Origin of the sequence: Nostoc sp. UIC 10607 (assembly GCF_047228265.1) — a bacterium.
Lineage (GTDB): Bacteria > Cyanobacteriota > Cyanobacteriia > Cyanobacteriales > Nostocaceae > Nostoc > Nostoc foliaceum_A.
Map to the genome: position 1 here is coordinate 134,133 of NZ_JBIQNW010000013.1, position 19,958 is coordinate 154,090.

The following is a 19,958-nucleotide window of genomic DNA, read 5'->3' on the forward strand; positions in this document are numbered from 1 at the left end:
CGCCTCTCCAAAGACAAAGGTGTTCTCGTTCTCCTCCAGAGAAGCAAGCTACATGGAGCGTGCCAAAGGGAAGAGTGCCTAAAGGGAGAACACAGAGATAAAAACCTAAATTAGTTAAATAGCATTATTTATATTATTTTAATCTCTATTGGGCTGAGTAATTAAACCCAATTCTACATAAACTTGAGATATTAAATTTTTTATATTTGGTAACTTTTTTACAAAAAAGATAGCTCCTATTAAACAACAGATACCACCGAAAAGTAAAGCATTATCAACTCCTATTTTACTTGCTAATCCTCCAAAAAATAAATTACCAAAAGGTAATATTCCCAAAAAGCCTGTTGTGAATATACTTGTGACTCTACCCCTTTTAGTTTCATCCACCAAAATTAATTGCACAAAGTTGCTAATAGCTGCCAAAGTAAGCGTATTCGTCATTCCGACAATGAAAATTAATACTAGGCAAGTCTGTAGATTATTAGAGCGAGAAAACAGTATTAAACCTAAACCTAAAACCATAGCAGAATACGCTATGACATTTACTAATCCTGTAGCTTGTTTCCTTAAAATCAGATAAAGCCCAGCAATTATCGAACCCAGTGCGGAAGCAGTCATTAAAAATCCCATAGTTTCTGCATTACCATTTAATATTTCCTTGACGAAAACAGGTATGAGGTTAACGTGGGTCATGACCATGAAACAAATCAGAATTTGTAAGGCTAAAACATACCTAATGGGGAGAAAATCATAAGCGAAAGTAAAACCTTCTTTTAAGTTTTGGAAAATATTTGTGTTTTTTAGTAAATGTTTATTAGAAACTGATTTAATTTGTGCAGCTAATATAGCAAAAACAAAGGGTATATAGCTGATACTATCGACTAAAAAACATGAAGCTGCTCCAAATCTAGCAAGTAAAAATCCTCCTAGCATGGGACTGACAAACTTTGCTGTATTAATTAAGAATGAATGGATAGAAATGGCACTATAAGTATCTGCTTTGTTATCCACCAATCTAGGAATAGTTACCAACCGTGCTGGCAGATCAAACGCTTTGACAGTTCCTTGCATGATACCGATGATGATAATCCACGTAACGGTAATATGACTGTTAATAGTGAGAACAGTAAGAGTAGAAGATAGTAAAATGGATACTAATTGAGTAGTTAGTAATACATAACGTAAATTCCAGCAATCTAGATACACACCTACCAATGGCGTAATAATTAACCCCATAAATTGATTGGTGAATCCAACTATGCCAACTAACATGACTGAATTAGTGATTTGATAAACCATCCATACAAGAGCGATTTGAGTCATCCAAGAGCCAAAAAAAGATACACTCTCTCCAATTACGAAACAACAAACATTTGGAGATTTTAAAGCAGGTGGAATATCCCAAGAAGTAAACAATAGTTTGCTTAATTCAGAGCTTTTTTTATTACTTTTTTGCATCAATATTTTCCTTAAGGAGACTTGAGCCAATTTTTGGATGAAAAGTTCACTGACTTTGCTATTTTCTTCGCAATTATTCAGATAATTTAGGAATACTTAAATTTAGTTAAACGTAAAGTTAGCAGGCTTAATATATCCTGAGAAGGATGCTGAGACGAATAGCACTAAGAAAAGAAAAGCCAAAATGCTTGTGTAGCCTCGTTAGCCTCGTTCCCAGTCTTAAGACTGGGAATGTATTCTAAGAGGCTCTGCCTCTGGTCAAGCAACTGGAGGCGGAGCCTCCCAGGAGGGTTCCCAGCCTATGGTCATAATATATTTAGTTTTACTAAGAGTTAGTGTACCTTAAATTGTGAATTACGTATACTTTAGCTCCTAACCACTTGTCTTGTAGCTGTGACTGTGCAATAATACCAAGTGAATCTACGATAAATCGGTAGATAAATAGTATTTATAGCTTCTGGCACAAGTCTTGTACACACAGAGTAATCAGTGAGAACACGAATACAGTAATACAACTCCAGTTGATATCGAGTTGAAAATTTTGATTTTTGCTTGGTCGTAAAGCTTGATTTTGCTCAAAGTTGATGGTCATTTTAACTATGGAGACGTAATTATGACAATTGCACTTGAACGTCCTACTAAAAAATCTCGTTCAGCACAAATTCGGGAGCAACTAGGTTATCCCATCATTGATACCGATGTGCATACCCAGGAATTTGAACCAGCTTTTCTTGACTATTTAGCTCAGGTGGGTGGTGCTAAAATTGCGGATAGTTTCCGAGACCATTTACCCGGTGCTGGACGTTATCGTTGGTTCCAGCAAACTTGGGAAGAACGTCATACTTACCGCACTGCTCGTCCTCCGTTTTGGGGTCGTCCCACGAAAGATACTTTAAACCTTGCTACTATTAGCTTGCCGAAGCTACTGCATGAGCGCTTGCAAGAAGCTGGGACAGATTTTGCTGTATTATATCCCAACTTGGCAACTTTAGCACCGCAAATTAAAAACGAAGAAATGCGTCGGGCTGTTTGCCGTGCAGCCAACCTCTATCATGCAGATATATTCCGGCCATACTCTGATCGCTTAACTCCCATTGCTACTATTCCTCTCAACACACCAGAAGAAGGGATAGAAGAATTGGAATATGCAGTTAAAGAATTGGGATTGAAAGCAATTCAAATTCCTGGTTATGTTACCCGCGTTATCCCTGGCTTCGAGAAATACCCTGAAGAAGTACAACGAGAAGCAACTTGGATTGATAACTTTGCCTTGGATAGTGCATACGATTATGATCCCTTCTGGGCGAAGTGCGTAGAGCTAAAAGTTGTCCCCACTACTCACGCCTCTGGTATGGGTTGGACATCGCGCCGTTCGATTTCCAACTATCAATATAATCACATTGGACACTTCGCCTCGGCTGCTGAAGCTTTTTGTAAAGCACTGTTCTTTGGTGGTGTTACTCATCGTTTCCCCTCTCTCAGATTTGCTTTTCTAGAAGGTGGTTCTGCTTGGGGAGCTAGTCTTTATACAGATATTATTTGGCATTGGGAAACTCGAAACCCAGAGATTTTACAGAACAATCATCCTGGTAATGTGAATCGGGAAGAATTACGGGAATTGTTCATTCAGTATGGTGGCAAAGAATTTCAAAATCGTTTCGATGAAATTGGTAGTGGTTTAGGTTTCCACGGTAAATACTTTGCACCTGAAGATCCTGGCGAATTAAACGAATTTGCGGCGGCGGGGATTACCAAAGCTGAAGATGTGCGCGATCGCTTCCTCAATCACTTCTACTTCGGTACAGAATCAGACGATACCCGTGTGGCTTATGCCTTCCATCAAAAAGCCAATCCCTTTGGCGACAGAGTAAAAGCCTTCTTGGGTTCTGATTCTGGTCACTGGGATGTACCTGATATTACAGCTGTTACCTCCAACGCTTACAGCATGGTAGAACGCGGTATCCTCAGCGAAGAAGACTTGCGACACTTCTTATCTATCCATCCTTTGGAGTTGTACACCAGTCTCAATCGTGACTTTTTCAAGGGTACAGCAATTGAGAAAGCAGCAGAAGAATATTTAGCAGCTAATACTCGCGCTTAAGACAAGTTTGTGTACCTAATGCAATGACTCACTCCGCTATCTACCCTGAAGGTGGGCAATGTCCACCTTCTTATCTTGAAAAAGAAAATTGGCAATAAGAAAATAAATCTTTTTCATCCTTTACTTTCAGATTTTATCGTGATTAGCTATCTGAAAAATGAAGAGCAAGGATCACTATTATTTGCATTTACGCCACAGAATAATTTTAACCATTCCCATCAAAGTGATAGCGAACCATAACTTCATGAGATTCTCATCTAAAGTATTTCCAAAAATTAACCTATTTCAGAGATTTTCATTTTTGATAGTGCCTGGATTATTGACTATTTCGACAACTTTAATTAGCTGCTCAGTCGAAACTCCAACTACAGAAAATAAATCAAATGGCTTTACAACAACAACTCTCCGCATCGGATATCAAAGTGCTGGAGACCTCATTAAACTAAGAGGGGGAATAGAAAAACGTCTACAACCCTTGGGTGTTTCTGTGGAATGGGCACAATTTGCAGCAGGCCCCCAATTAATGGAAGCGATGAATGTAGGTAGAGTTGATATTGGCTCTGTCGGAGAGACTCCCCCTATATTTGCCCAAGCGGCTGGTACATCTTTAGTTTATATTGCTAACCGTAGCCCTGGCACAGGTGAAGGCAGTGGTATCGTAGTTCAAAAAAATTCACCAATTAAGAGCGTAGCTGACCTTAAAGGGAAAAAAATAATTTTTCAAAAAGGTTCAGCGTCCCATTACTTATTAGTTAAAGCTTTAGAAGAAGCAGGTTTAAAATATAGTGATGTTCAAGCTCTGAGTATGCCCCCATCTGAAGCGCGTGGTGCTTTTATTCAAGGGCAAATTGATGCTTGGGTGACGTGGGACCCTCATTTAGCGTTAGCACAGAAAACTGCAAATGCCAGAGTTTTGAGAAATGCTGGGGGTATCGCTACTCAGGGTGGATATTACATGGCTTCACGAAAGTTTTCTACAGAAAATCCAGAAATAGTGCGATTAGTGCTTGAGGAGATAGATAAAGTAGACAAATGGGCTGAACAAAACCAAGCCGAAGTTGTCAAACTAACTGCTCCTCACCTCAAAATTGATGAGGATATTATTGCAGAAATGGTTAAAAGACGAACTTACGGCTTAAGAGAAATTACTCCAGAAATTATGGCAGGTCAACAGCAAATTGCAGATTTATTTACCCAAGAGAAAGTAATTCCTAAATCCATAGACGTAAAAGAAGCAATGCTGACACCTGAGCAATATGCAGCTATCACACCTAAAACCATGATTAGTCAGAAATAATTAGTAATTCATAATTACAATTTACAATCAACGCGCTGCTTTTACTGTTGTTTTGAATAATTAAAGGATTTTTATTTTATGGCAAAAACTTTTTCAACAATGCTGCCTTTAGGTACTTTAGCACCTGATTTTTATTTACCAGATGTAGTTTCGGGTAGAACGATTTCACTCTCTGATTTTGCTAGCGAAAAAGCGTTGCTAGTAATATTTTTAAGTCGTCATTGTCCATACGTACAGCACATCAAATTTGAATTGGCAAAACTAGGTCAAGACTATATACAAAATACGGACAGAAATCTAGGAATTGTGGCAATTAGTGCTAATGATACCACTACCCATCCTGACGATGCACCGGAATCTTTGAAAGCCTTTGCACAAGAGTTAGATTTAGCTTATCCACTCCTGTTTGATGAGACTCAGAAAACCGCGAAAAACTTTTTTGCTGCTTGTACTCCCGACTTTTTTCTATTTGATTCTACCCAAAAACTGGTTTATCGGGGACAGCTAGACGATAGCCGTCCGCAAAGCGAAATACCTGTGACTGGAAAAGACTTGCGGGCTGCAATTGAAACTGTCTTGAGAGGTCGGGCTGTTACTTGGGAACAAAAACCTAGTATTGGTTGTAATATCAAATGGAAGCCAGGAAATGAACCTGTTTATTATAAAAATTCTGCGTTAGCGAAGCTCACCGAAGGTATCGCAGTTTGATAAGCTGTTACGCATTTAAGTTGTATATTTACTTACGGGGGTTGTCATTAGTCATTAGTCATTTGTATTTCCAATGACAGTCTTAACGGAAAAATGTACAACTTGGACGCGCAGTGGCTACAAGAGAACGCTTACTCTAGGGGAAGGGATGCGCTCAACAGCGAACCCGCCCCTACTGCTTGCTTGTGAGAAATGCGGGTTTTCCCTTCTGTCGTCTGCCTTTTCATCATGACTATGCCCATTCCCGAACCACAACGAGGCTTTTTAGAGCAGATTATTTCTCGTCTGAAAAAAGACGATCGCTTGTTAGGTGTAGCCATTGGTGGTTCTTATTTGAGTGGGGAAATGGATGAGTATTCCGACCTCGACTTAATTATTGTTGTAGCCGATGCTTATTATCAACAGGTATTGCATGAAAGAAAGCTTTTCGCTAATCACTCGGGTTCATTGCTAGCGGCTTTTACAGGCGAACACGTCGGTGAACCTCGATTGTTAATTTGTTTATATGAAAATCCACTTTTACACGTTGATTTTAAATTTTTAGTTTTAGAAGATTTTAAAATAGATAGGGTAGAAAATCCTATTGTTCTATGGGAAAAAGACAATTTACTAACCTTAGTTATAAAAGATAACCCACGAAATTATCCACCTTTAGATTTACAGTGGGTTGAAGACCGCTTCTGGGTTTGGGTACACTATGGCGCTACCAAATTAGGCAGAGGCGAACTCTTTGAAGCTATTGATTTTCTATCTTTTATTCGTGGACAAGTTCTGGCTCCATTAGCCAAAATGCAAGCAGGATTACTTCCTCGCGGTGTGAGGAATTTTGAAACAGAACTTCCTCATTTGTTAGCAGATTTTCGTCAGACTATTCCGATGAAATACGATAGTTTTGAGATTGCCAAAGCGTTTCAACACAGCATTTACTTATATCGTCAGTTTCGGGAAGGATTAAACAAACCAGAGTTGGTTGTGCATTCTTCAGCAGAAACAGCTTCTATGCAATATCTGCAAACAGTTATAGATGCTTTTAGATAGTAATGAGACTGGTAGAAAAAGGATTAAGTTATGGCAGGGAAATTAGAAAAGAAAGTAGCAATTATTACGGGAGCTTCTTCGGGAATTGGCGAAGCTACAGCGATCGCACTAGCCGCAGAAGGGGCAAAAGTGGTAATTGCAGCCAGAAGAAGCGATCGCTTGGAAGCATTAGCAAAACGAATCGAATCCAGTGGTGGTCAGGCTTTACCTATTGTTACTGATATCACCGACGAAACTCAAGCCAACAATCTAATCCAAAAAGCAAATGCAGAGTTAGGGCGAGTCGATATCTTAGTGAACAATGCAGGTATAGCCTTGACAGGTAATATTGATGGCGGTAACACATCAGACTGGCGGCGGATGTTTGATGTTAATGTCTTCGGATTGCTTTATGCTACCCATGCCGTTCTACCAATTTTCAAAGCCCAAAGTGGTGGGCATATCGTCAATATTTCATCAGTGGCAGGTCGTTTAGCGCGTGCAGGTGTCGGGATATACAACGCAACTAAATGGGGTGTAAACGCTATTTCAGAATCTTTGCGGCAAGAAGTGTTGAAAGATAACATCCGCGTCACCATCATCGAACCTGGTTTGGTAGAGACAGAAATTAACAATTATATTACCGATCCCATATCTAAACAGATTAGTGAAGAACGGCGTAAATCAATCAAAGCTTTGGAAAGTGATGATATTGCCAGAGCGATCGCTTATGCTGTAACTCAGCCACCCCACGTTAATGTCAATGAAATTCTCATTCGACCGACTCAGCAAGAACGGTAATGAAAGAAAATAGTATTATCACTGGTTTTCATGCTCATGTCTACTACGATACCGAGACTCGTGAGACTGCTGCCCGTATCCGAGAAGGATTAGGAGCTAGATTTGAAGTAAAACTTGGACGCTGGCACGATCAACCCATTGGCCCGCATCCACAAGCAATGTATCAAGTTGCCTTTTCACCAAACCAATTTACGCAAGTCGTCTCCTGGTTAATGCTCAACCGTGAAGGGTTAGATATTCTCGTCCACCCTGAGACGGGTGATGATGTCACAGATCATACAGCACATTCTTTATGGCTAGGAAATAAGCTAGATTTAAACATCGATTTCCTACAACGCATCAAACCCAACGCCTCTTAAAATCTCTCCGCGCACCTCTGCGCTTCCCTTGGCGTACCTTTGCGTTTAAAAACCGCTAAAATTTTATGCGCTAATTCGTCATAACCATAATAGTTTTCCTTATAGGCATATTTTTTCCGATCTTGCATTTGCGGCTTGTCTATGTGAATATTCTATCAGTAAAATACGGTAAATTGCTCAATTTGTCGTAGTATTGATATTGCTTGTAGTTTAATGTCCGTATGTTCAGTAAGTATTTACCACATCGACTGATGAAGATTGTCAGCAGCTTTCTTCAAAATTATGAAATATCCAGAATTGGCACATTTGCCTTATTCTTTGCTGTCGGATTAAGTTTAACTCTTGTGATCTCGGCTTGTTCTCCCAACAACACAAGTAACTTTGCTGCAACGCAGACAACAAATCAAGGTGTGGTAGTTCGTATCGGCTATCAAAAAGCGGCTACCATTCTCAACGCTCTCAAAAACCGAGGCAGTTTAGCGCAAACTTTAACTGCTGCTGGTGCTTCGGTGACATGGGCGGAATTTCCCGCAGGCCCACCTATGCTAGAAGCAATGAACGCAGGTAGTATTGACTTTGGCTACACAGGAGAATCACCACCAATATTTGCCCAAGCCGCAGGTACTCCCTTGCTTTATGTTGCTTACGATCCTTGGAGTCCCAAAGCCGAAGCAATTGTTGTGCCGAAAAACTCACCGATTAAAAATGTTGCTGACCTTAAGGGGAAAAGAGTAGCCTTTGCTAAAGGGTCAAACACTAACTATCTTGTTGTCAAAGCTATAGAAGCTGCCGGATTAAACTATAGTGACATTCAAGCAGCACATCTGACACCAGCAGATGCCCGTGCAGCATTTGAAGGCGGTAAAGTTGATGCTTGGGCAATTTGGGACCCCTACCTAGCAGCAGTTGAACACGATCTAGATGTCAGGATATTAACAGATGCGACAAATTTAGCACCAAATCGTGGTTACTATCTTGCTCGTCAAGAGTTTGTCAATTCTCACCCAGATTTGTTGAAAACCCTTTTAGATGAAATCAGCAAGATAGATAAATGGGCAGCAGGTAATCCACAGGAAGTTGCCAAGTTTCTAGAACCAGAATTAGGTATTAAAGCAGCAGCATTGCAAATTGCTGAAAAACGCCGGAAGTATGGCGTTTTACCGCTAACAGATGAAGTCATCACTCAGCAACAAAACATTGCTGATACTTTTCATAAAATCAAGCTAGTTCCCAAGCAAATCCAGATCAAAGAAATCGTTTGGAACGGTAATTCGTAATTCGTAATTCGTAATTTAGGAAGTTCCATCTCCCTCATCCCCGTCATCTCCTCCGCTCCACCACTCCCCACTTCTAAAAGCTTATGGACATCAATACCCAACAGATAAAAACTGATGTACTTGTCATCGGTGGCGGTACGGCCGGGACAATGGCTGGAATTAAAGCCAAACAAGCGAATCCAGATACAGAGGTGCTGATCTTAGAAAAGGCTAACATCCGACGGAGTGGTGCGATCGCAATGGGTATGGATGGAGTGAATACCGCAGTTATTCCTGGTCATTCCACCCCAGAACAATACGTCCGCGAAGTCACCCTAGCCAATGATGGTATTCTCAACCAAAAAGCCGTATATCAAACAGGCAAATTAGGTTATGAAGTTATCCAAGAATTAGAAAGCTGGGGTGTGAAATTTCAAAAAGATGCCCAAGGCAACTATGACTTAAAACAAGTGCATCGTGTGGGGAAATATGTCTTACCCATGCCAGAAGGTAAAGACCTCAAAACAATTCTCACCCGCCAAGTCAAACGCCACAAAGTCAAAGTTACAAATCGCGTCATGGCAACCCGCGTATTAGTTAAAGAAGGACGTGCTATTGGTGCAGTAGGATTTGATGTCAGAAACGGTGATTATATTGTCATTCAAGCTAAAGCAGTCATTTTATGTACAGGTGCTTGCGGCAGATTAGGATTACCCGCTTCCGGTTATCTCTACGGCACTTATGAAAATCCTACCAATGCCGGAGATGGCTATTCAATGGCTTATCACGCAGGTGCAGAACTCAGCAATATTGAATGCTTTCAAATTAATCCTTTAATTAAAGATTACAACGGCCCCGCCTGTGCCTATGTTGCTGGACCTTTTGGCGCACATACAGCCAACGCCGAAGGAAATCGCTTCATTAGCTGTGACTATTGGAGTGGTCAAATGATGTTGGAAATCTGGAAAGAATTAAATTCTGGGAAAGGACCAGTCCAATTAAAAATGACCCATCTCGATGAAGATACAATTGCGGAAATTGAATCCATACTTTGGGCAAATGAACGACCAAGTAGAGAACGCTTTCATCAAGGTAGAAATGAAGATTACCGCACCCACGGCATAGAGATGCACATTTCTGAGATTGGCTTATGTAGCGGTCATAGTGCCTCTGGTGTGTGGGTAAATGAAAACGCTCAAACAACTGTCTCAGGTTTATATGCAGCCGGAGACATGGCCAGCGTTCCCCATAATTATATGATTGGGGCGTTTGTTTTCGGTCGTATAGCCGGGACTCATGCCATTGAATATATTGAAGATTTAGATTTTATAGAACCAGATGCAGAGTTTTTAGAAGCTGAAAAAGCCAGAATTTATGCACCATTAACACGTCCCAATGGTGTACCTCATACTCAGGCAGAATACAAATTAAGACGCTTAGTTAATGATTATCTGCAACCACCAAAATCAGGTAATAAAATTGAGATTGGTTTGAAACATTTTGTCCAATATCAACAAACATTAGATTTAATGGGCGCTCGTGACCCCCATGAATTAATGCGTTCTCTGGAAGTACATTTTATTCGAGACTGTGCAGAAATGGCAGCTAGAGCATCATTATATCGTCAAGAAACTCGTTGGGGACTTTATCATTACCGCTTAGATTATCCCGAAAAGAATGATGATGAATGGTTTTATCATGTCAATTTAAAGAAAGATGAGTTAGGGCAAATGATATTGTTTAAGCGTCCTGTAGAACCTTATATTGTGGAAGTAGATAAAGTTAAAGAATTTTACAATATTGCAGTTAGGTAAAATAACATTTTCCTAAAATAATAAAAATGGGTTATGCAGCGATAATTTTTGATCTAGATAATACACTGTTGAATTTTGAGCTATGTGAACGCCAAGCTATTCTTGGAGCGCTGGAAGCTTGTGGAATATATTTAGATTTACATGGAATAAATGAAACTACTTTTATTCAAGTATATGAAACTTATAACTCCAAGTATTGGAAACAGCGAGAAACTTTTTCTCCTGGTGAGTTGATAGAGATGTCTTATGGAAGTACACTTGCTCAATTAGATATAAAAACAAATCAAATCAGCAACCTTAGCCAAAGTTTTTGGCATATTTTTAATCATTCAGCCGTAATGGAACCTGATGTAAATGAAGTACTAACTGTTCTCGCACGTAATTATCGTTTGGCTGTCATCACCAACGGTTTTGTGTCAGCACAACTACCAAGAATGCAAGCTGCGGGAATTGACCATTTTTTTGAGGAAATTGTAGTTTCTGAAGCAATTGGTTTTGCTAAACCATCTCCTGAAATATTTCATCATGCGTTATCGAAATTAGATTTAACACCAGCAGAAGTCCTTTACGTAGGAGATTCTCTCACTCATGACTATGCGGGAGCAATGCAAGTTAATATTGATTTTTGCTATTACAACCGAAGAAACCAGAATTTAATACAAGAAGTACAACCAAAATTTATTATAAGTGAACTATTAAAATTGGTAACATTGTTTAACTAACAGTTTTTTGTTTATCTATTTAAAGTTCAATATCAAATTAATTTAAGTGATTTTATAATAAATATGTCTGTTTATAATTCAATCGGTCAACAATACTCAAAAACTCGCGTTCCTGATATCCGCATTATTAATAAATTAATTGATTTACTCAATTTATCCAAAGGTAGCATTATCGCTGATATTGGTGCTGGTACTGGTGGTTACAGCCTAGCCCTAGCTAACAAAGGATTTCTTGTTAATGCTATTGAACCTTCCTTAGTAATGCAAAAACAGGCAATAGAACATTCACAAGTTGAATGGTTCACTGGCTATGCAGAAAATTTACCCCTACCAGATAAGTCTGTTGATGGCATTGTAAGTATCTTAGCAATTCATCACTTTATTCATCTCGAAAAAGCGTTTCAAGAAATGCAACGAGTTATTAGGGATGGGAAAATAGTTTTGCTAACTTTTGATATTAGGTTTGCTCAGAAAATATGGCTTTATGATTATTTTCCGTTTTTGTGGGAAGATGCTTTACGCTTTTTACCACTTAACGAACAGATAAACTTAATTCAGAGTAATACTCAAAGGCGTGTTGAAGCCATACCCCTTTTATTACCATACGATTTATCTGATTTATTCGCAGCAGCAGCCTGGAGACGACCAGAGTTATATCTTAAACCAGAAGTACGTGCTGGAATATCGTCTTTTGCTTTAGCAAATCAAGATTTAATAAATAAAGGATTACAGCTATTGGCAGCAGATTTAAGTAGTGGTGAATGGGAAAATAAATATGGTGATGTTCGTAATTTAATGGAGATTGATTTAGGTTATCGTTTTATCCGCGCAACGTTGAATAACTGAATAAATGTGATTTAAAGTGATGGCGATTCAAGTGACTATAGATCCAAATGACTATAAACTGGAAATTCATCCTTCTGATTTAGACACTAGAATTAAAACTGCTAAAGCATCTCCGTGGGAAGGATTAGAATTTTTCGTTTAAAGTTTATTAATTAAATTAGGGAGTAATAAATGTATGGCTTTAATCACACAAAGAATAGATGTTCCTGTCATCGTTGATGAATCAAAATGTTTAGAAAAATGTACAGCTTGTATTGAGGTTTGTCCTTTAGATGTGTTGGCGAAGAATCCAGAGACAGGCAAAGCTTACATGAAATATGATGAGTGTTGGTTTTGTCTACCTTGTGAAAAAGAATGTCCTACTAATGCAATTACAGTACAAATTCCTTTTTTATTACGTTAAAGATTCTCTGTAACTCTGTGCCTCTGTGGTAAAAATAATGAATGATGACCTCAAAGATTGGCTAGAAATGCTGCGATCGCCTGATGTAAATGACCGCTTAGTAGCCGTCAAAACCTTACAACATCTGGGCGATGAAGAAACGACAGATGCACTAATTATCGCTCTGAAAGATGAACACGCTGCCGTCCAAAAAATAGCAATATCTGCCCTTTGGGAAATAGCCGAGCCTGTGGGGATTCCTGCTTTAATTGAATGCTTAAATTCAACAGACACAGATGTTCGTACTGAAGCTGCTTCAGCTTTAAACGATTTAGTTACCCAGAATGATTTGTTACTTTTACTAGATAAACTCCAGAGTCATGATCTAAATACACAACTCAATATTTTAGTGTTGTTACGGAAAATTCATGACATTCAATCCTTACCGGATATCTTACCATTTTTAACATCAAAAACTCCTGAATTACGTGAGGCAGCTATTACCACACTGCGATATATCAATCAACTAGAAAAATGTCCACAAGCTTTAGATTTAATCTTTGATGAATCAGCACTTGTTCGTCGTGCTGCTGCTTTAACTTTAGGGCATTTACAAGATACACAAGTAATTACAATACTTGCTCAAGCACTTACAAATGATAGCGACTGGCAAGTTCGCCGTAATGCAGCCAAATCTCTAGCTATTCATGAAAATCAGCAAGCAACTTCAGCATTAGAAATAGCTTTAAGTGATGAACATTGGCAAGTACGCAAATCAGCAGCACAAGCTTTGCAAACAATCCCAGATATTCGAGTTATACCGAGATTAATTCAAGCATTAACAGATGAATATGCAGATGTCCGCAAAGAAGCAGTAATTGCACTTGGGAATTTAGCTCATCCTGATGTTATTAACCCACTGCAACAAGCTTTAGATGACCCTGACAAAGAAGTGTCCATCCAAGCGCAACGGGCAATTCAGAAGATTAAAACAGATAGAATAGTCTCGAGGGAGCAGTAAATAACTAAGGGAAAGTGTAATGGACAATCCATTTCCTGGAATGAACCCGTATTTGGAACAGCCTGAACTTTGGCATCAAGTTCACAATCGTTTGATTGTAGCGATCGCTGATGACCTAACTCCTCAAATCGCCCCTAAATACCGAGTTTCCATTGAAGAGCGAGTTTACACTAGTGTAGATGATATCTTAGTCGTAGGAATTGCTGATGTAGCAATTGCTAAACGTAACACTACAGATACCAGCACAACTTTGACGGCTGCAAAACTTACCGAACCCAGTAAAGTGAAAGTTCCCATACCGGAACAAGTAACTGAAAGATTTTTAGAGGTGCGAGCAACTCAAAGTAAAGAAGTAGTTGCGGTGATAGAAATACTTTCCCCTAAAAATAAACGTTCCAAAGAAGGTAGAGCCGCTTACGAAAACAAACGACAGAAAATTTTAGCTTCTGCAACCAATTTGGTAGAAATTGATCTCTTAAGACAAGGAGAGTCAATGCCTGTTTTAGGAGCAACAGCCACAGATTATAGTATCTTGGTTAGTCGCAGCTACAATAGACCTGATGCAGATTTATATACTTTTGATTTAAAAAACCCAATTCCTGTTTTTCCTGTACCTTTGCGTGAGGGAGAACCTGAACCTATAGTTGACTTGCAAAGCTTATTAAATGAAGTTTACAAACGTGCTAGATTTGACTTGGCAATTGATTATTCACAACCTTTAAAGATAGTGCGATTGCCCGAAGAAGAAGCTTGGGTGAGAGAAGTTTTGCAGAGGATATAAATCAGAGCGATCGCTTTTACTATACTGCAACTAGCAAATTTCTAATCCCTAAGCTTCTCTTAACCATGTCTAACCACCAATCTCCCTTTCAGTATCCAGAAACTCACGTAAAATCAGACACTAATTTATATCAGCAAGAAGTCGTCCAACTACTCAAACAGGTTATTGAACCTAACTTAAAAAATGACATCATTAGTTTGGGAATGGTACGAAACTTACGCATAGTTGATGACTATATTTACTTGCGTTTATATATTGGTTCTCATCAGCACCAATTACAGCCAGAAATTGAATATAAATTATCATCTCTATCTTGGTGTAAAAAAACTTATATTCAAATTTGTACAATTCCCGGTGTTAAAACAACTCTAGGAATCTCTAGTGGTAAAGGTGGTGTAGGCAAATCCACAACGGCCGTTAATATCGCCGCAGCTTTAAAATTACAAGGTGCAAAAGTAGGACTATTAGATGCTGATGTTTATGGCCCCAATATTCCCCAAATGTTGGGTTTAGGGAAAGCTGATATTCAAGTGATTAATACTCCCACAGGTGATAAGTTTTTACCTCTAGAAGCTCAAGGAATAAAAATAATGTCAGTGGGTTTACTTGCAGAAGCAAATCGTCCTTTGGCATGGCGGGGGCCTGTATTACACAAAATTATCACGCAATTTCTGCAAGATGTGGAATGGGGTGAATTAGATTATTTATTGATAGATTTACCTCCTGGTACAGGTGATGCTCAAATTACAATTATCCAAGAAAGCCCAATTTGCGGAGTCATTTTAGTGACAACTCCTCAACAAGTGGCTGTTGCAGATGTACGACGTAATATATATATGTTTCGCCAAGTGGGTGTTCCTGTGCTTGGCATCATTGAAAATATGAGCTATTTAATTTGCGGTGATTGTGGTTCACGCACACCGATTTTTGGTAGTGGTGGCGGCGAACAACTGGCCGCAGAATTACAAGCGCCTCTGTTGGGACAAATTCCCATTGATCCCCGCATTTGTAGCGGTGGAGATACTGGAAATCCGATCGCAACTAGTGAACAAGCTTCTCCAGCCAGTGAGGTTTTTGTAAAAATAGCGATCGCCATAGGCTTAAGCTTCGCTCATCACACTTAATGCAACTTTTAAAAACCAGGCTGCGTAGATATTTCACAGCCTAGTTTAAAACTATCTAGCTTACGCCAGCACTGGTTGGGCTTCTAGTTTCTCAGCTTTCTGCTTGAGGACAGTCGGTAATTCACTGGTTAAAGGTTCACCTTCAACCACTTGTGAACGGAAACCATCAGGACCAACTGGAACATCTCCTGTGATGGTAGTGCGATAAAGTACGCGCTCAACTTCTATATGATCCAAATCTTGTGGGGCTAAATGCGAGGTGGCGCGGTTGTCCCAGAATGCGATATCACCATTGTTCCAACGGAAGCGGGTGGTGTAAGCAGGTTTGGTGATTTGATTGAAGAACAACTCAAGTAATAGTTCGCTTTCTTGTGGTGACACGTCCAGAATGTGGGAAGTGAAGCCAGGATTGACAAACAATGCACGTTCACCTGTCTCTGGATGAACCCGCACGACTGGGTGAATAGAAACCAGTGGATTAGCTGCAATGCGTTGGGCGAGTTTGCTATTGCTTGGTATCCGTAACCGAGCATTGAAACGATGTTCTGCTTTTAATCCATCTGCTAACTTCCGTAGAGGTTCTGATAGATCCTCGTAGGCTGCAACTAGATTAGTCCACTGGGTATCACCGCCAATGCTGGGGACATTCACCGCACGTAAAATAGACCCTGCCGGTGGGTTAACAACTGCTGTGACATCGGTATGCCAACGGCTTTCGTAGCTGGAACGGCGCAGTCCATTGCGGCGTTCGTAGCGACTGCGATCAATCGGCAGTATTTGAGAGAAGCCTTCGATTGGCTCATCCTCGTGGGGATGTGCATAGGTCACTTCACCGAAACGAGATGTAAACGCAATCTGTGCAGCATGATCGATGTTCTGACCGCGAAAGAAAATAACTTTCCACTTCAACCATGCTTGCCGAATTTCGGCAACCGCTTCATCATGCAGAGGACCCGACAAGTCTACACCACTGATTTCTGCACCGATGAAACCAGCTACCGGTTTGACTTCAATATGCTTGTTGCTCATATAAATCTCCAGGGTTTTACCCAATATATGGCTGTGTTCGCACTCGTTCACTTCCTTCGTGTTGCAATCCAATACCAGCAATATCTCGAAGGAAGCGATCGTAGCCAAAATTATTATACTGCAACTTGATAGATTTACCGTATTTTATTTTAGATGGGACAAAAAGATCCCCGATTTTTTCAAAAAATCGGGGATCTGAGGCTTTTAATATTTGCAAATCGAATTTAAATTACTGATACTGATTCGTGAATCCTGGTGGTATCAGTGCATCTTCCAAATCAGCCCCTAGTAAGTTTGCACCTTGGATGTTGGCATTTGTGAGATTTGTTTTTTGTAAATCTGCCTTTTGTAAGTTTGCTCCTTGCAAATCAGCCCCTAACAAGTTTGCTGCTTCTAAATCTGCATCAAATAAGTTTGCACCTTGCAAATTTGCTCCAGCTAGGTTTGCTTTGCTTAAGTCTACTCCCTGTAAATTAGCTGATGTTAAGTTTGTTCCTTGCAGATTCGCCTTTTCTAATTCGGCTTTTTGTAAATTTGCACCCGCCAAATTAGCTGCTTGCAGATTTGCATTGTCTAATTGCGCTTCTACTAAGTTGCATCCAACACATTCATTGGTTGCTAATAGACGCTGAACATTTGCAGCTACAGTGTTTACTGGCAATATTGTTTGAGGTATGACAAGAGGGGGAGATACTATTGGAGTTGATGTGAATTCTGTAGTTACTGGTGGTATTTCTGATTGAGCTAAAGCAGATGGCTGATCAAAAAGAGAAAATACCGTCATAAATGCCAGAAATACAGCAGTTAAAAGCCAAGAAGTTACTTTTTTCGAGTTTGTTTTTTTCATTGGTTTACTTTCCTTGAATTTAGTATGGTTTTTTGTTGAATGTTGATTCTACTTTAATGCTGATTAATCTTCAAAATCAAATACTATTATTTTGCATAACCATAAATAAAGATAATGATTAATTTTAGGTTAGTCATGCAAAGTATAAATCTGCGGTCAACATTAGTTAGTTTTAAAATAAGTTATATTTATATTATTTAAGAGAATGGTCGCTTTTATCAACTTCTAATCTGTCTCGATTTACCCAACGATTAACGAACTCATTTTTATTTTTCTGCACTTTGACTTGCACTTGCTTAGAGCCTAATTTGACGACTTCGCCAGGAATCCTCTGGATGTTCTCAGAGTCAGCACGAACCTTATAAAGCCAGATAACTTTTTGCCCTACGAAATAGTCAGAATTTGCGCTTAAGTGTGATGTTACATCTGCCCAAGAGGGAGCAGCAATCGCTAAGTCAATTAAAAGTATTAAAGTCATTAAAGCTATTTTGAGAATTTTCATGTGTTTGATCCAAGCTTTTATGTACGACGAATAACTTATTTAAAAAGCATTGCTAGATTAGGTACAAGTTGATAAGTTCCACTTTTAACCATGATGGATAATCCCAAGTATATTAATACAAAGGGAAAGACTTTCCGACCATAGCGAGTCATAACAGAAGCCATAACAGGATTCCGCGTTAGGTTGTAAGAGACAAAGCACCACATTCCAATCGCTAAATAGCAAACACATAAAATGACTGCCAGACTAGGAACGTTACTGCTAGCAAATAGCGGAACATAGATACCGATATTATTTCCACCATTGGCAATGGTAACAGCAGAAACACGATAGGTTTGACGATCTTTGAGCGTTGCTAATAATGATTTTTTCTGGCGTTTTGGTTTGGCTGAATTAGTAAAATTAATTGATACAGCTTGTAAAGTCTCTTCTTCCTCTTCTCGACTCATTAGATGGCTGATACCAATTATGATTGGGAGAATTCCTAGCAATCCAATCCATGCTTCTGGAAGAACTAAGCCACCAAAAAAACCAGGAAGGCTAGCCGTTACTAATGTAGTGAATCCCACAAATTCACCAATAATAATATGTTTGGGACGAAAGCTATGGTTTACTTTGCCAAAGAAAGCTGTTAAGTATAAATTATCATCAAATGTTGTTGCAAAAGCCACAGATATTGCAATAAATAATGTACCAATTAGCCAAGCCATATTTTTCTCCGCAACAATTTAGCAAAATTCTTTTAGAAGATGGTTGAAGCGATCGCAATTAATTACAGATGTAAATTTGTCCTTCAACGGGTAAGCTTAGTAGCTTATGAACTTAATATTATGGGCTGACTCAGATAAGAGCAAATACTCTTTTTTGTTGAAATGATAAAATGAAGTTATTGAATAAAAAATTAAAAGCACCAGGCAATTCTCACGCCTGGTGCAAGATGTAAATTAAGGCTCAGATACCCGATTTCTCTAAAAAATCGGGTATCTTGTTTTTCACAAATAATTTAGAACGCCTATGTCAGGTTAAACACCTGGAGTATTGCCACCATCAACCAGAATTTCTGCCCCAGTGATGGAAGAAGCAAGATCGGAGACTAAAAATAAAGCCAGTGCAGCGATCTCTTCTGGCTTAACGATTTTTCCTAGAGGTATTGCTTTTAATGATTCCGCCTTGATTTCTTCTACACTCACACCACGGATTTGAGCATTTTGCTCTGCCAAACGTTCGGCACGCTCTGTACCAGTTAGACCAGGTGAAATAGCGTTAATACGAATATTATGTTGGGCTAACTCTTTAGAAATTCCTCGCGTGAAGTTCAATAAAGCAGCATTGGTTGTACCCCCGGGGAGGAAGGACGGACGAGGTGTGCGTCCTGCACCACCAATAATGTTGACAATTCGCCCATCATGCCGATTTTTTTGATGAGGGACAACGGCTCTAACTAATCGGATGTAGCCTAACAATTTGAGATTCCAAGCATCCAAAAAAGCATCATCACCCAACTCTAAGAAAGATCCTGCACGCGCTGAACCAGCATTGTTAATCAGAATATCAATCTGACCAAATTGTGCCAGGGTTGTAGAGACAACCTGATCAATACTTTCTGCTTGAGTCAGGTCGGCACTAACGGAAATCACTTTAGCACCTGGAGTTGGTAAGGATTGGATATCGGCTACTGCTTTCTCTAGCTTTTCTTGATTACGAGCAGCAATCACTACATTCACACCTTCAGTGTAGAGAGCTTTAGCCGTGGCTAACCCAATGCCTGCACTTCCACCTGTAACAATTGCTGTTTTACCTGATAGTTGTAGGTCTAATACCAATTTAATATGAAGCTGCATAGAAAAGAGCTTCTAGGATAAAATTATAAGAAGAGATAGAAATTACCTGCTC

Annotated in this window: 21 protein-coding genes; 14 read left to right on the top strand and 7 right to left on the bottom strand. The window is 39.4% G+C overall.

Features of this window, described 5'->3' with window-relative positions:
* Positions 1-138 precede the first annotated feature (138 nt).
* Positions 139-1,458, bottom strand: coding sequence for an MFS transporter (locus tag ACEYW6_RS14880; RefSeq protein ID WP_412980305.1), 1,320 nt, complete (start codon positions 1,456-1,458; stop codon positions 139-141).
* 613 nt (positions 1,459-2,071) lie between these two features.
* On the opposite strand from ACEYW6_RS14880, the gene ACEYW6_RS14885 reads away from it, so the two are divergent.
* The 14 genes from ACEYW6_RS14885 to ACEYW6_RS14950 all read left to right on the top strand — a co-directional run bounded on the left by ACEYW6_RS14885 (position 2,072) and on the right by ACEYW6_RS14950 (position 15,687).
* Complete coding sequence (locus ACEYW6_RS14885) at positions 2,072-3,559, top strand: amidohydrolase family protein (protein ID WP_412980306.1); 1,488 nt, start codon at positions 2,072-2,074, stop codon at positions 3,557-3,559.
* A gap of 244 nt (positions 3,560-3,803) precedes the next feature.
* A complete protein-coding gene (locus ACEYW6_RS14890) occupies positions 3,804-4,856 on the top strand; it encodes a sulfonate ABC transporter substrate-binding protein (RefSeq protein ID WP_412980307.1) in 1,053 nt (350 codons plus the stop codon).
* 78 nt (positions 4,857-4,934) lie between these two features.
* A complete protein-coding gene (locus ACEYW6_RS14895) occupies positions 4,935-5,564 on the top strand; it encodes a thioredoxin family protein (RefSeq protein ID WP_412980308.1) in 630 nt (209 codons plus the stop codon).
* Positions 5,565-5,792: 228 nt separating this feature from the next.
* A complete protein-coding gene (locus ACEYW6_RS14900) occupies positions 5,793-6,602 on the top strand; it encodes a nucleotidyltransferase domain-containing protein (protein WP_412980309.1) in 810 nt (269 codons plus the stop codon).
* Positions 6,603-6,632: 30 nt separating this feature from the next.
* Positions 6,633-7,382 (top strand): SDR family oxidoreductase, encoded by a 750-nt coding sequence (locus tag ACEYW6_RS14905; RefSeq protein WP_412980310.1) that lies wholly within the window; start codon positions 6,633-6,635, stop codon positions 7,380-7,382.
* Positions 7,382-7,741: a DOPA 4,5-dioxygenase family protein gene (locus ACEYW6_RS14910; protein ID WP_412980311.1), complete on the top strand. Its 360-nt coding sequence runs from the start codon at positions 7,382-7,384 to the stop codon at positions 7,739-7,741. The genes ACEYW6_RS14905 and ACEYW6_RS14910 overlap by 1 nt, the downstream gene beginning before the upstream one ends.
* Positions 7,742-7,962: 221 nt before the next feature.
* Positions 7,963-9,018 (top strand): sulfonate ABC transporter substrate-binding protein, encoded by a 1,056-nt coding sequence (locus ACEYW6_RS14915; protein WP_412980312.1) that lies wholly within the window; start codon positions 7,963-7,965, stop codon positions 9,016-9,018.
* 83 nt (positions 9,019-9,101) lie between these two features.
* On the top strand, positions 9,102-10,811 hold the full coding sequence (locus ACEYW6_RS14920; RefSeq protein WP_412980313.1) for a fumarate reductase/succinate dehydrogenase flavoprotein subunit: 1,710 nt from the start codon (positions 9,102-9,104) through the stop codon (positions 10,809-10,811).
* A 26-nt stretch (positions 10,812-10,837) separates the two neighbouring features.
* Entirely contained in the window at positions 10,838-11,533 is a 696-nt protein-coding gene (locus tag ACEYW6_RS14925; protein WP_412980314.1) for an HAD family hydrolase, read from the top strand.
* 63 nt (positions 11,534-11,596) lie between these two features.
* Entirely contained in the window at positions 11,597-12,379 is a 783-nt protein-coding gene (locus ACEYW6_RS14930) for a class I SAM-dependent methyltransferase (RefSeq protein WP_412980315.1), read from the top strand.
* A gap of 175 nt (positions 12,380-12,554) precedes the next feature.
* Complete coding sequence (locus ACEYW6_RS14935) at positions 12,555-12,782, top strand: ferredoxin family protein (RefSeq protein WP_069068766.1); 228 nt, start codon at positions 12,555-12,557, stop codon at positions 12,780-12,782.
* A gap of 37 nt (positions 12,783-12,819) precedes the next feature.
* A complete protein-coding gene (locus tag ACEYW6_RS14940; RefSeq protein WP_412980316.1) occupies positions 12,820-13,782 on the top strand; it encodes a HEAT repeat domain-containing protein in 963 nt (320 codons plus the stop codon).
* Between the two features lie 19 nt (positions 13,783-13,801).
* The gene (locus tag ACEYW6_RS14945; RefSeq protein WP_412980317.1) at positions 13,802-14,563 is read left to right on the top strand and encodes a DUF4058 family protein; all 762 of its coding nucleotides are present in this window, start codon (positions 13,802-13,804) and stop codon (positions 14,561-14,563) included.
* Between the two features lie 65 nt (positions 14,564-14,628).
* The gene (locus ACEYW6_RS14950) at positions 14,629-15,687 is read left to right on the top strand and encodes a P-loop NTPase (protein WP_412980318.1); all 1,059 of its coding nucleotides are present in this window, start codon (positions 14,629-14,631) and stop codon (positions 15,685-15,687) included.
* Between the two features lie 60 nt (positions 15,688-15,747).
* On the opposite strand, the gene ACEYW6_RS14955 is transcribed toward ACEYW6_RS14950, so the two are convergent.
* From ACEYW6_RS14955 to ACEYW6_RS14980, 6 genes are all read right to left on the bottom strand, one after another.
* On the bottom strand, positions 15,748-16,716 hold the full coding sequence (locus ACEYW6_RS14955) for a TauD/TfdA dioxygenase family protein (RefSeq protein ID WP_412980319.1): 969 nt from the start codon (positions 16,714-16,716) through the stop codon (positions 15,748-15,750).
* A gap of 16 nt (positions 16,717-16,732) precedes the next feature.
* Positions 16,733-16,933, bottom strand: coding sequence for a hypothetical protein (locus ACEYW6_RS14960; RefSeq protein WP_412980320.1), 201 nt, complete (start codon positions 16,931-16,933; stop codon positions 16,733-16,735).
* Positions 16,934-16,945: 12 nt separating this feature from the next.
* A complete protein-coding gene (locus tag ACEYW6_RS14965) occupies positions 16,946-17,563 on the bottom strand; it encodes a pentapeptide repeat-containing protein (RefSeq protein WP_412980321.1) in 618 nt (205 codons plus the stop codon).
* Positions 17,564-17,756: 193 nt separating this feature from the next.
* Entirely contained in the window at positions 17,757-18,065 is a 309-nt protein-coding gene (locus tag ACEYW6_RS14970; protein ID WP_412980322.1) for a hypothetical protein, read from the bottom strand.
* Positions 18,066-18,100: 35 nt separating this feature from the next.
* On the bottom strand, positions 18,101-18,775 hold the full coding sequence (locus tag ACEYW6_RS14975; RefSeq protein WP_412980323.1) for a cadmium resistance transporter: 675 nt from the start codon (positions 18,773-18,775) through the stop codon (positions 18,101-18,103).
* Between the two features lie 312 nt (positions 18,776-19,087).
* Complete coding sequence (locus tag ACEYW6_RS14980; protein WP_412980328.1) at positions 19,088-19,888, bottom strand: SDR family oxidoreductase; 801 nt, start codon at positions 19,886-19,888, stop codon at positions 19,088-19,090.
* Positions 19,889-19,958 lie beyond the last annotated feature (70 nt).

Bases quoted from the DNA above. Each gene is read 5' to 3' on its own strand.
- ACEYW6_RS14880 (WP_412980305.1), bottom strand. From the start codon at position 1,458: ATGCAAAAAAGTAATAAAAAAAGCTCTGAATTAAGCAAACTATTGTTT.
- ACEYW6_RS14885 (WP_412980306.1), top strand. From the start codon at position 2,072: ATGACAATTGCACTTGAACGTCCTACTAAAAAATCTCGTTCAGCACAA.
- ACEYW6_RS14890 (WP_412980307.1), top strand. From the start codon at position 3,804: ATGAGATTCTCATCTAAAGTATTTCCAAAAATTAACCTATTTCAGAGA.
- ACEYW6_RS14895 (WP_412980308.1), top strand. From the start codon at position 4,935: ATGGCAAAAACTTTTTCAACAATGCTGCCTTTAGGTACTTTAGCACCT.
- ACEYW6_RS14900 (WP_412980309.1), top strand. From the start codon at position 5,793: ATGACTATGCCCATTCCCGAACCACAACGAGGCTTTTTAGAGCAGATT.
- ACEYW6_RS14905 (WP_412980310.1), top strand. From the start codon at position 6,633: ATGGCAGGGAAATTAGAAAAGAAAGTAGCAATTATTACGGGAGCTTCT.
- ACEYW6_RS14910 (WP_412980311.1), top strand. From the start codon at position 7,382: ATGAAAGAAAATAGTATTATCACTGGTTTTCATGCTCATGTCTACTAC.
- ACEYW6_RS14915 (WP_412980312.1), top strand. From the start codon at position 7,963: ATGTTCAGTAAGTATTTACCACATCGACTGATGAAGATTGTCAGCAGC.
- ACEYW6_RS14920 (WP_412980313.1), top strand. From the start codon at position 9,102: ATGGACATCAATACCCAACAGATAAAAACTGATGTACTTGTCATCGGT.
- ACEYW6_RS14925 (WP_412980314.1), top strand. From the start codon at position 10,838: ATGGGTTATGCAGCGATAATTTTTGATCTAGATAATACACTGTTGAAT.
- ACEYW6_RS14930 (WP_412980315.1), top strand. From the start codon at position 11,597: ATGTCTGTTTATAATTCAATCGGTCAACAATACTCAAAAACTCGCGTT.
- ACEYW6_RS14935 (WP_069068766.1), top strand. From the start codon at position 12,555: ATGGCTTTAATCACACAAAGAATAGATGTTCCTGTCATCGTTGATGAA.
- ACEYW6_RS14940 (WP_412980316.1), top strand. From the start codon at position 12,820: ATGAATGATGACCTCAAAGATTGGCTAGAAATGCTGCGATCGCCTGAT.
- ACEYW6_RS14945 (WP_412980317.1), top strand. From the start codon at position 13,802: ATGGACAATCCATTTCCTGGAATGAACCCGTATTTGGAACAGCCTGAA.
- ACEYW6_RS14950 (WP_412980318.1), top strand. From the start codon at position 14,629: ATGTCTAACCACCAATCTCCCTTTCAGTATCCAGAAACTCACGTAAAA.
- ACEYW6_RS14955 (WP_412980319.1), bottom strand. From the start codon at position 16,716: ATGAGCAACAAGCATATTGAAGTCAAACCGGTAGCTGGTTTCATCGGT.
- ACEYW6_RS14965 (WP_412980321.1), bottom strand. From the start codon at position 17,563: ATGAAAAAAACAAACTCGAAAAAAGTAACTTCTTGGCTTTTAACTGCT.
- ACEYW6_RS14970 (WP_412980322.1), bottom strand. From the start codon at position 18,065: ATGAAAATTCTCAAAATAGCTTTAATGACTTTAATACTTTTAATTGAC.
- ACEYW6_RS14975 (WP_412980323.1), bottom strand. From the start codon at position 18,775: ATGGCTTGGCTAATTGGTACATTATTTATTGCAATATCTGTGGCTTTT.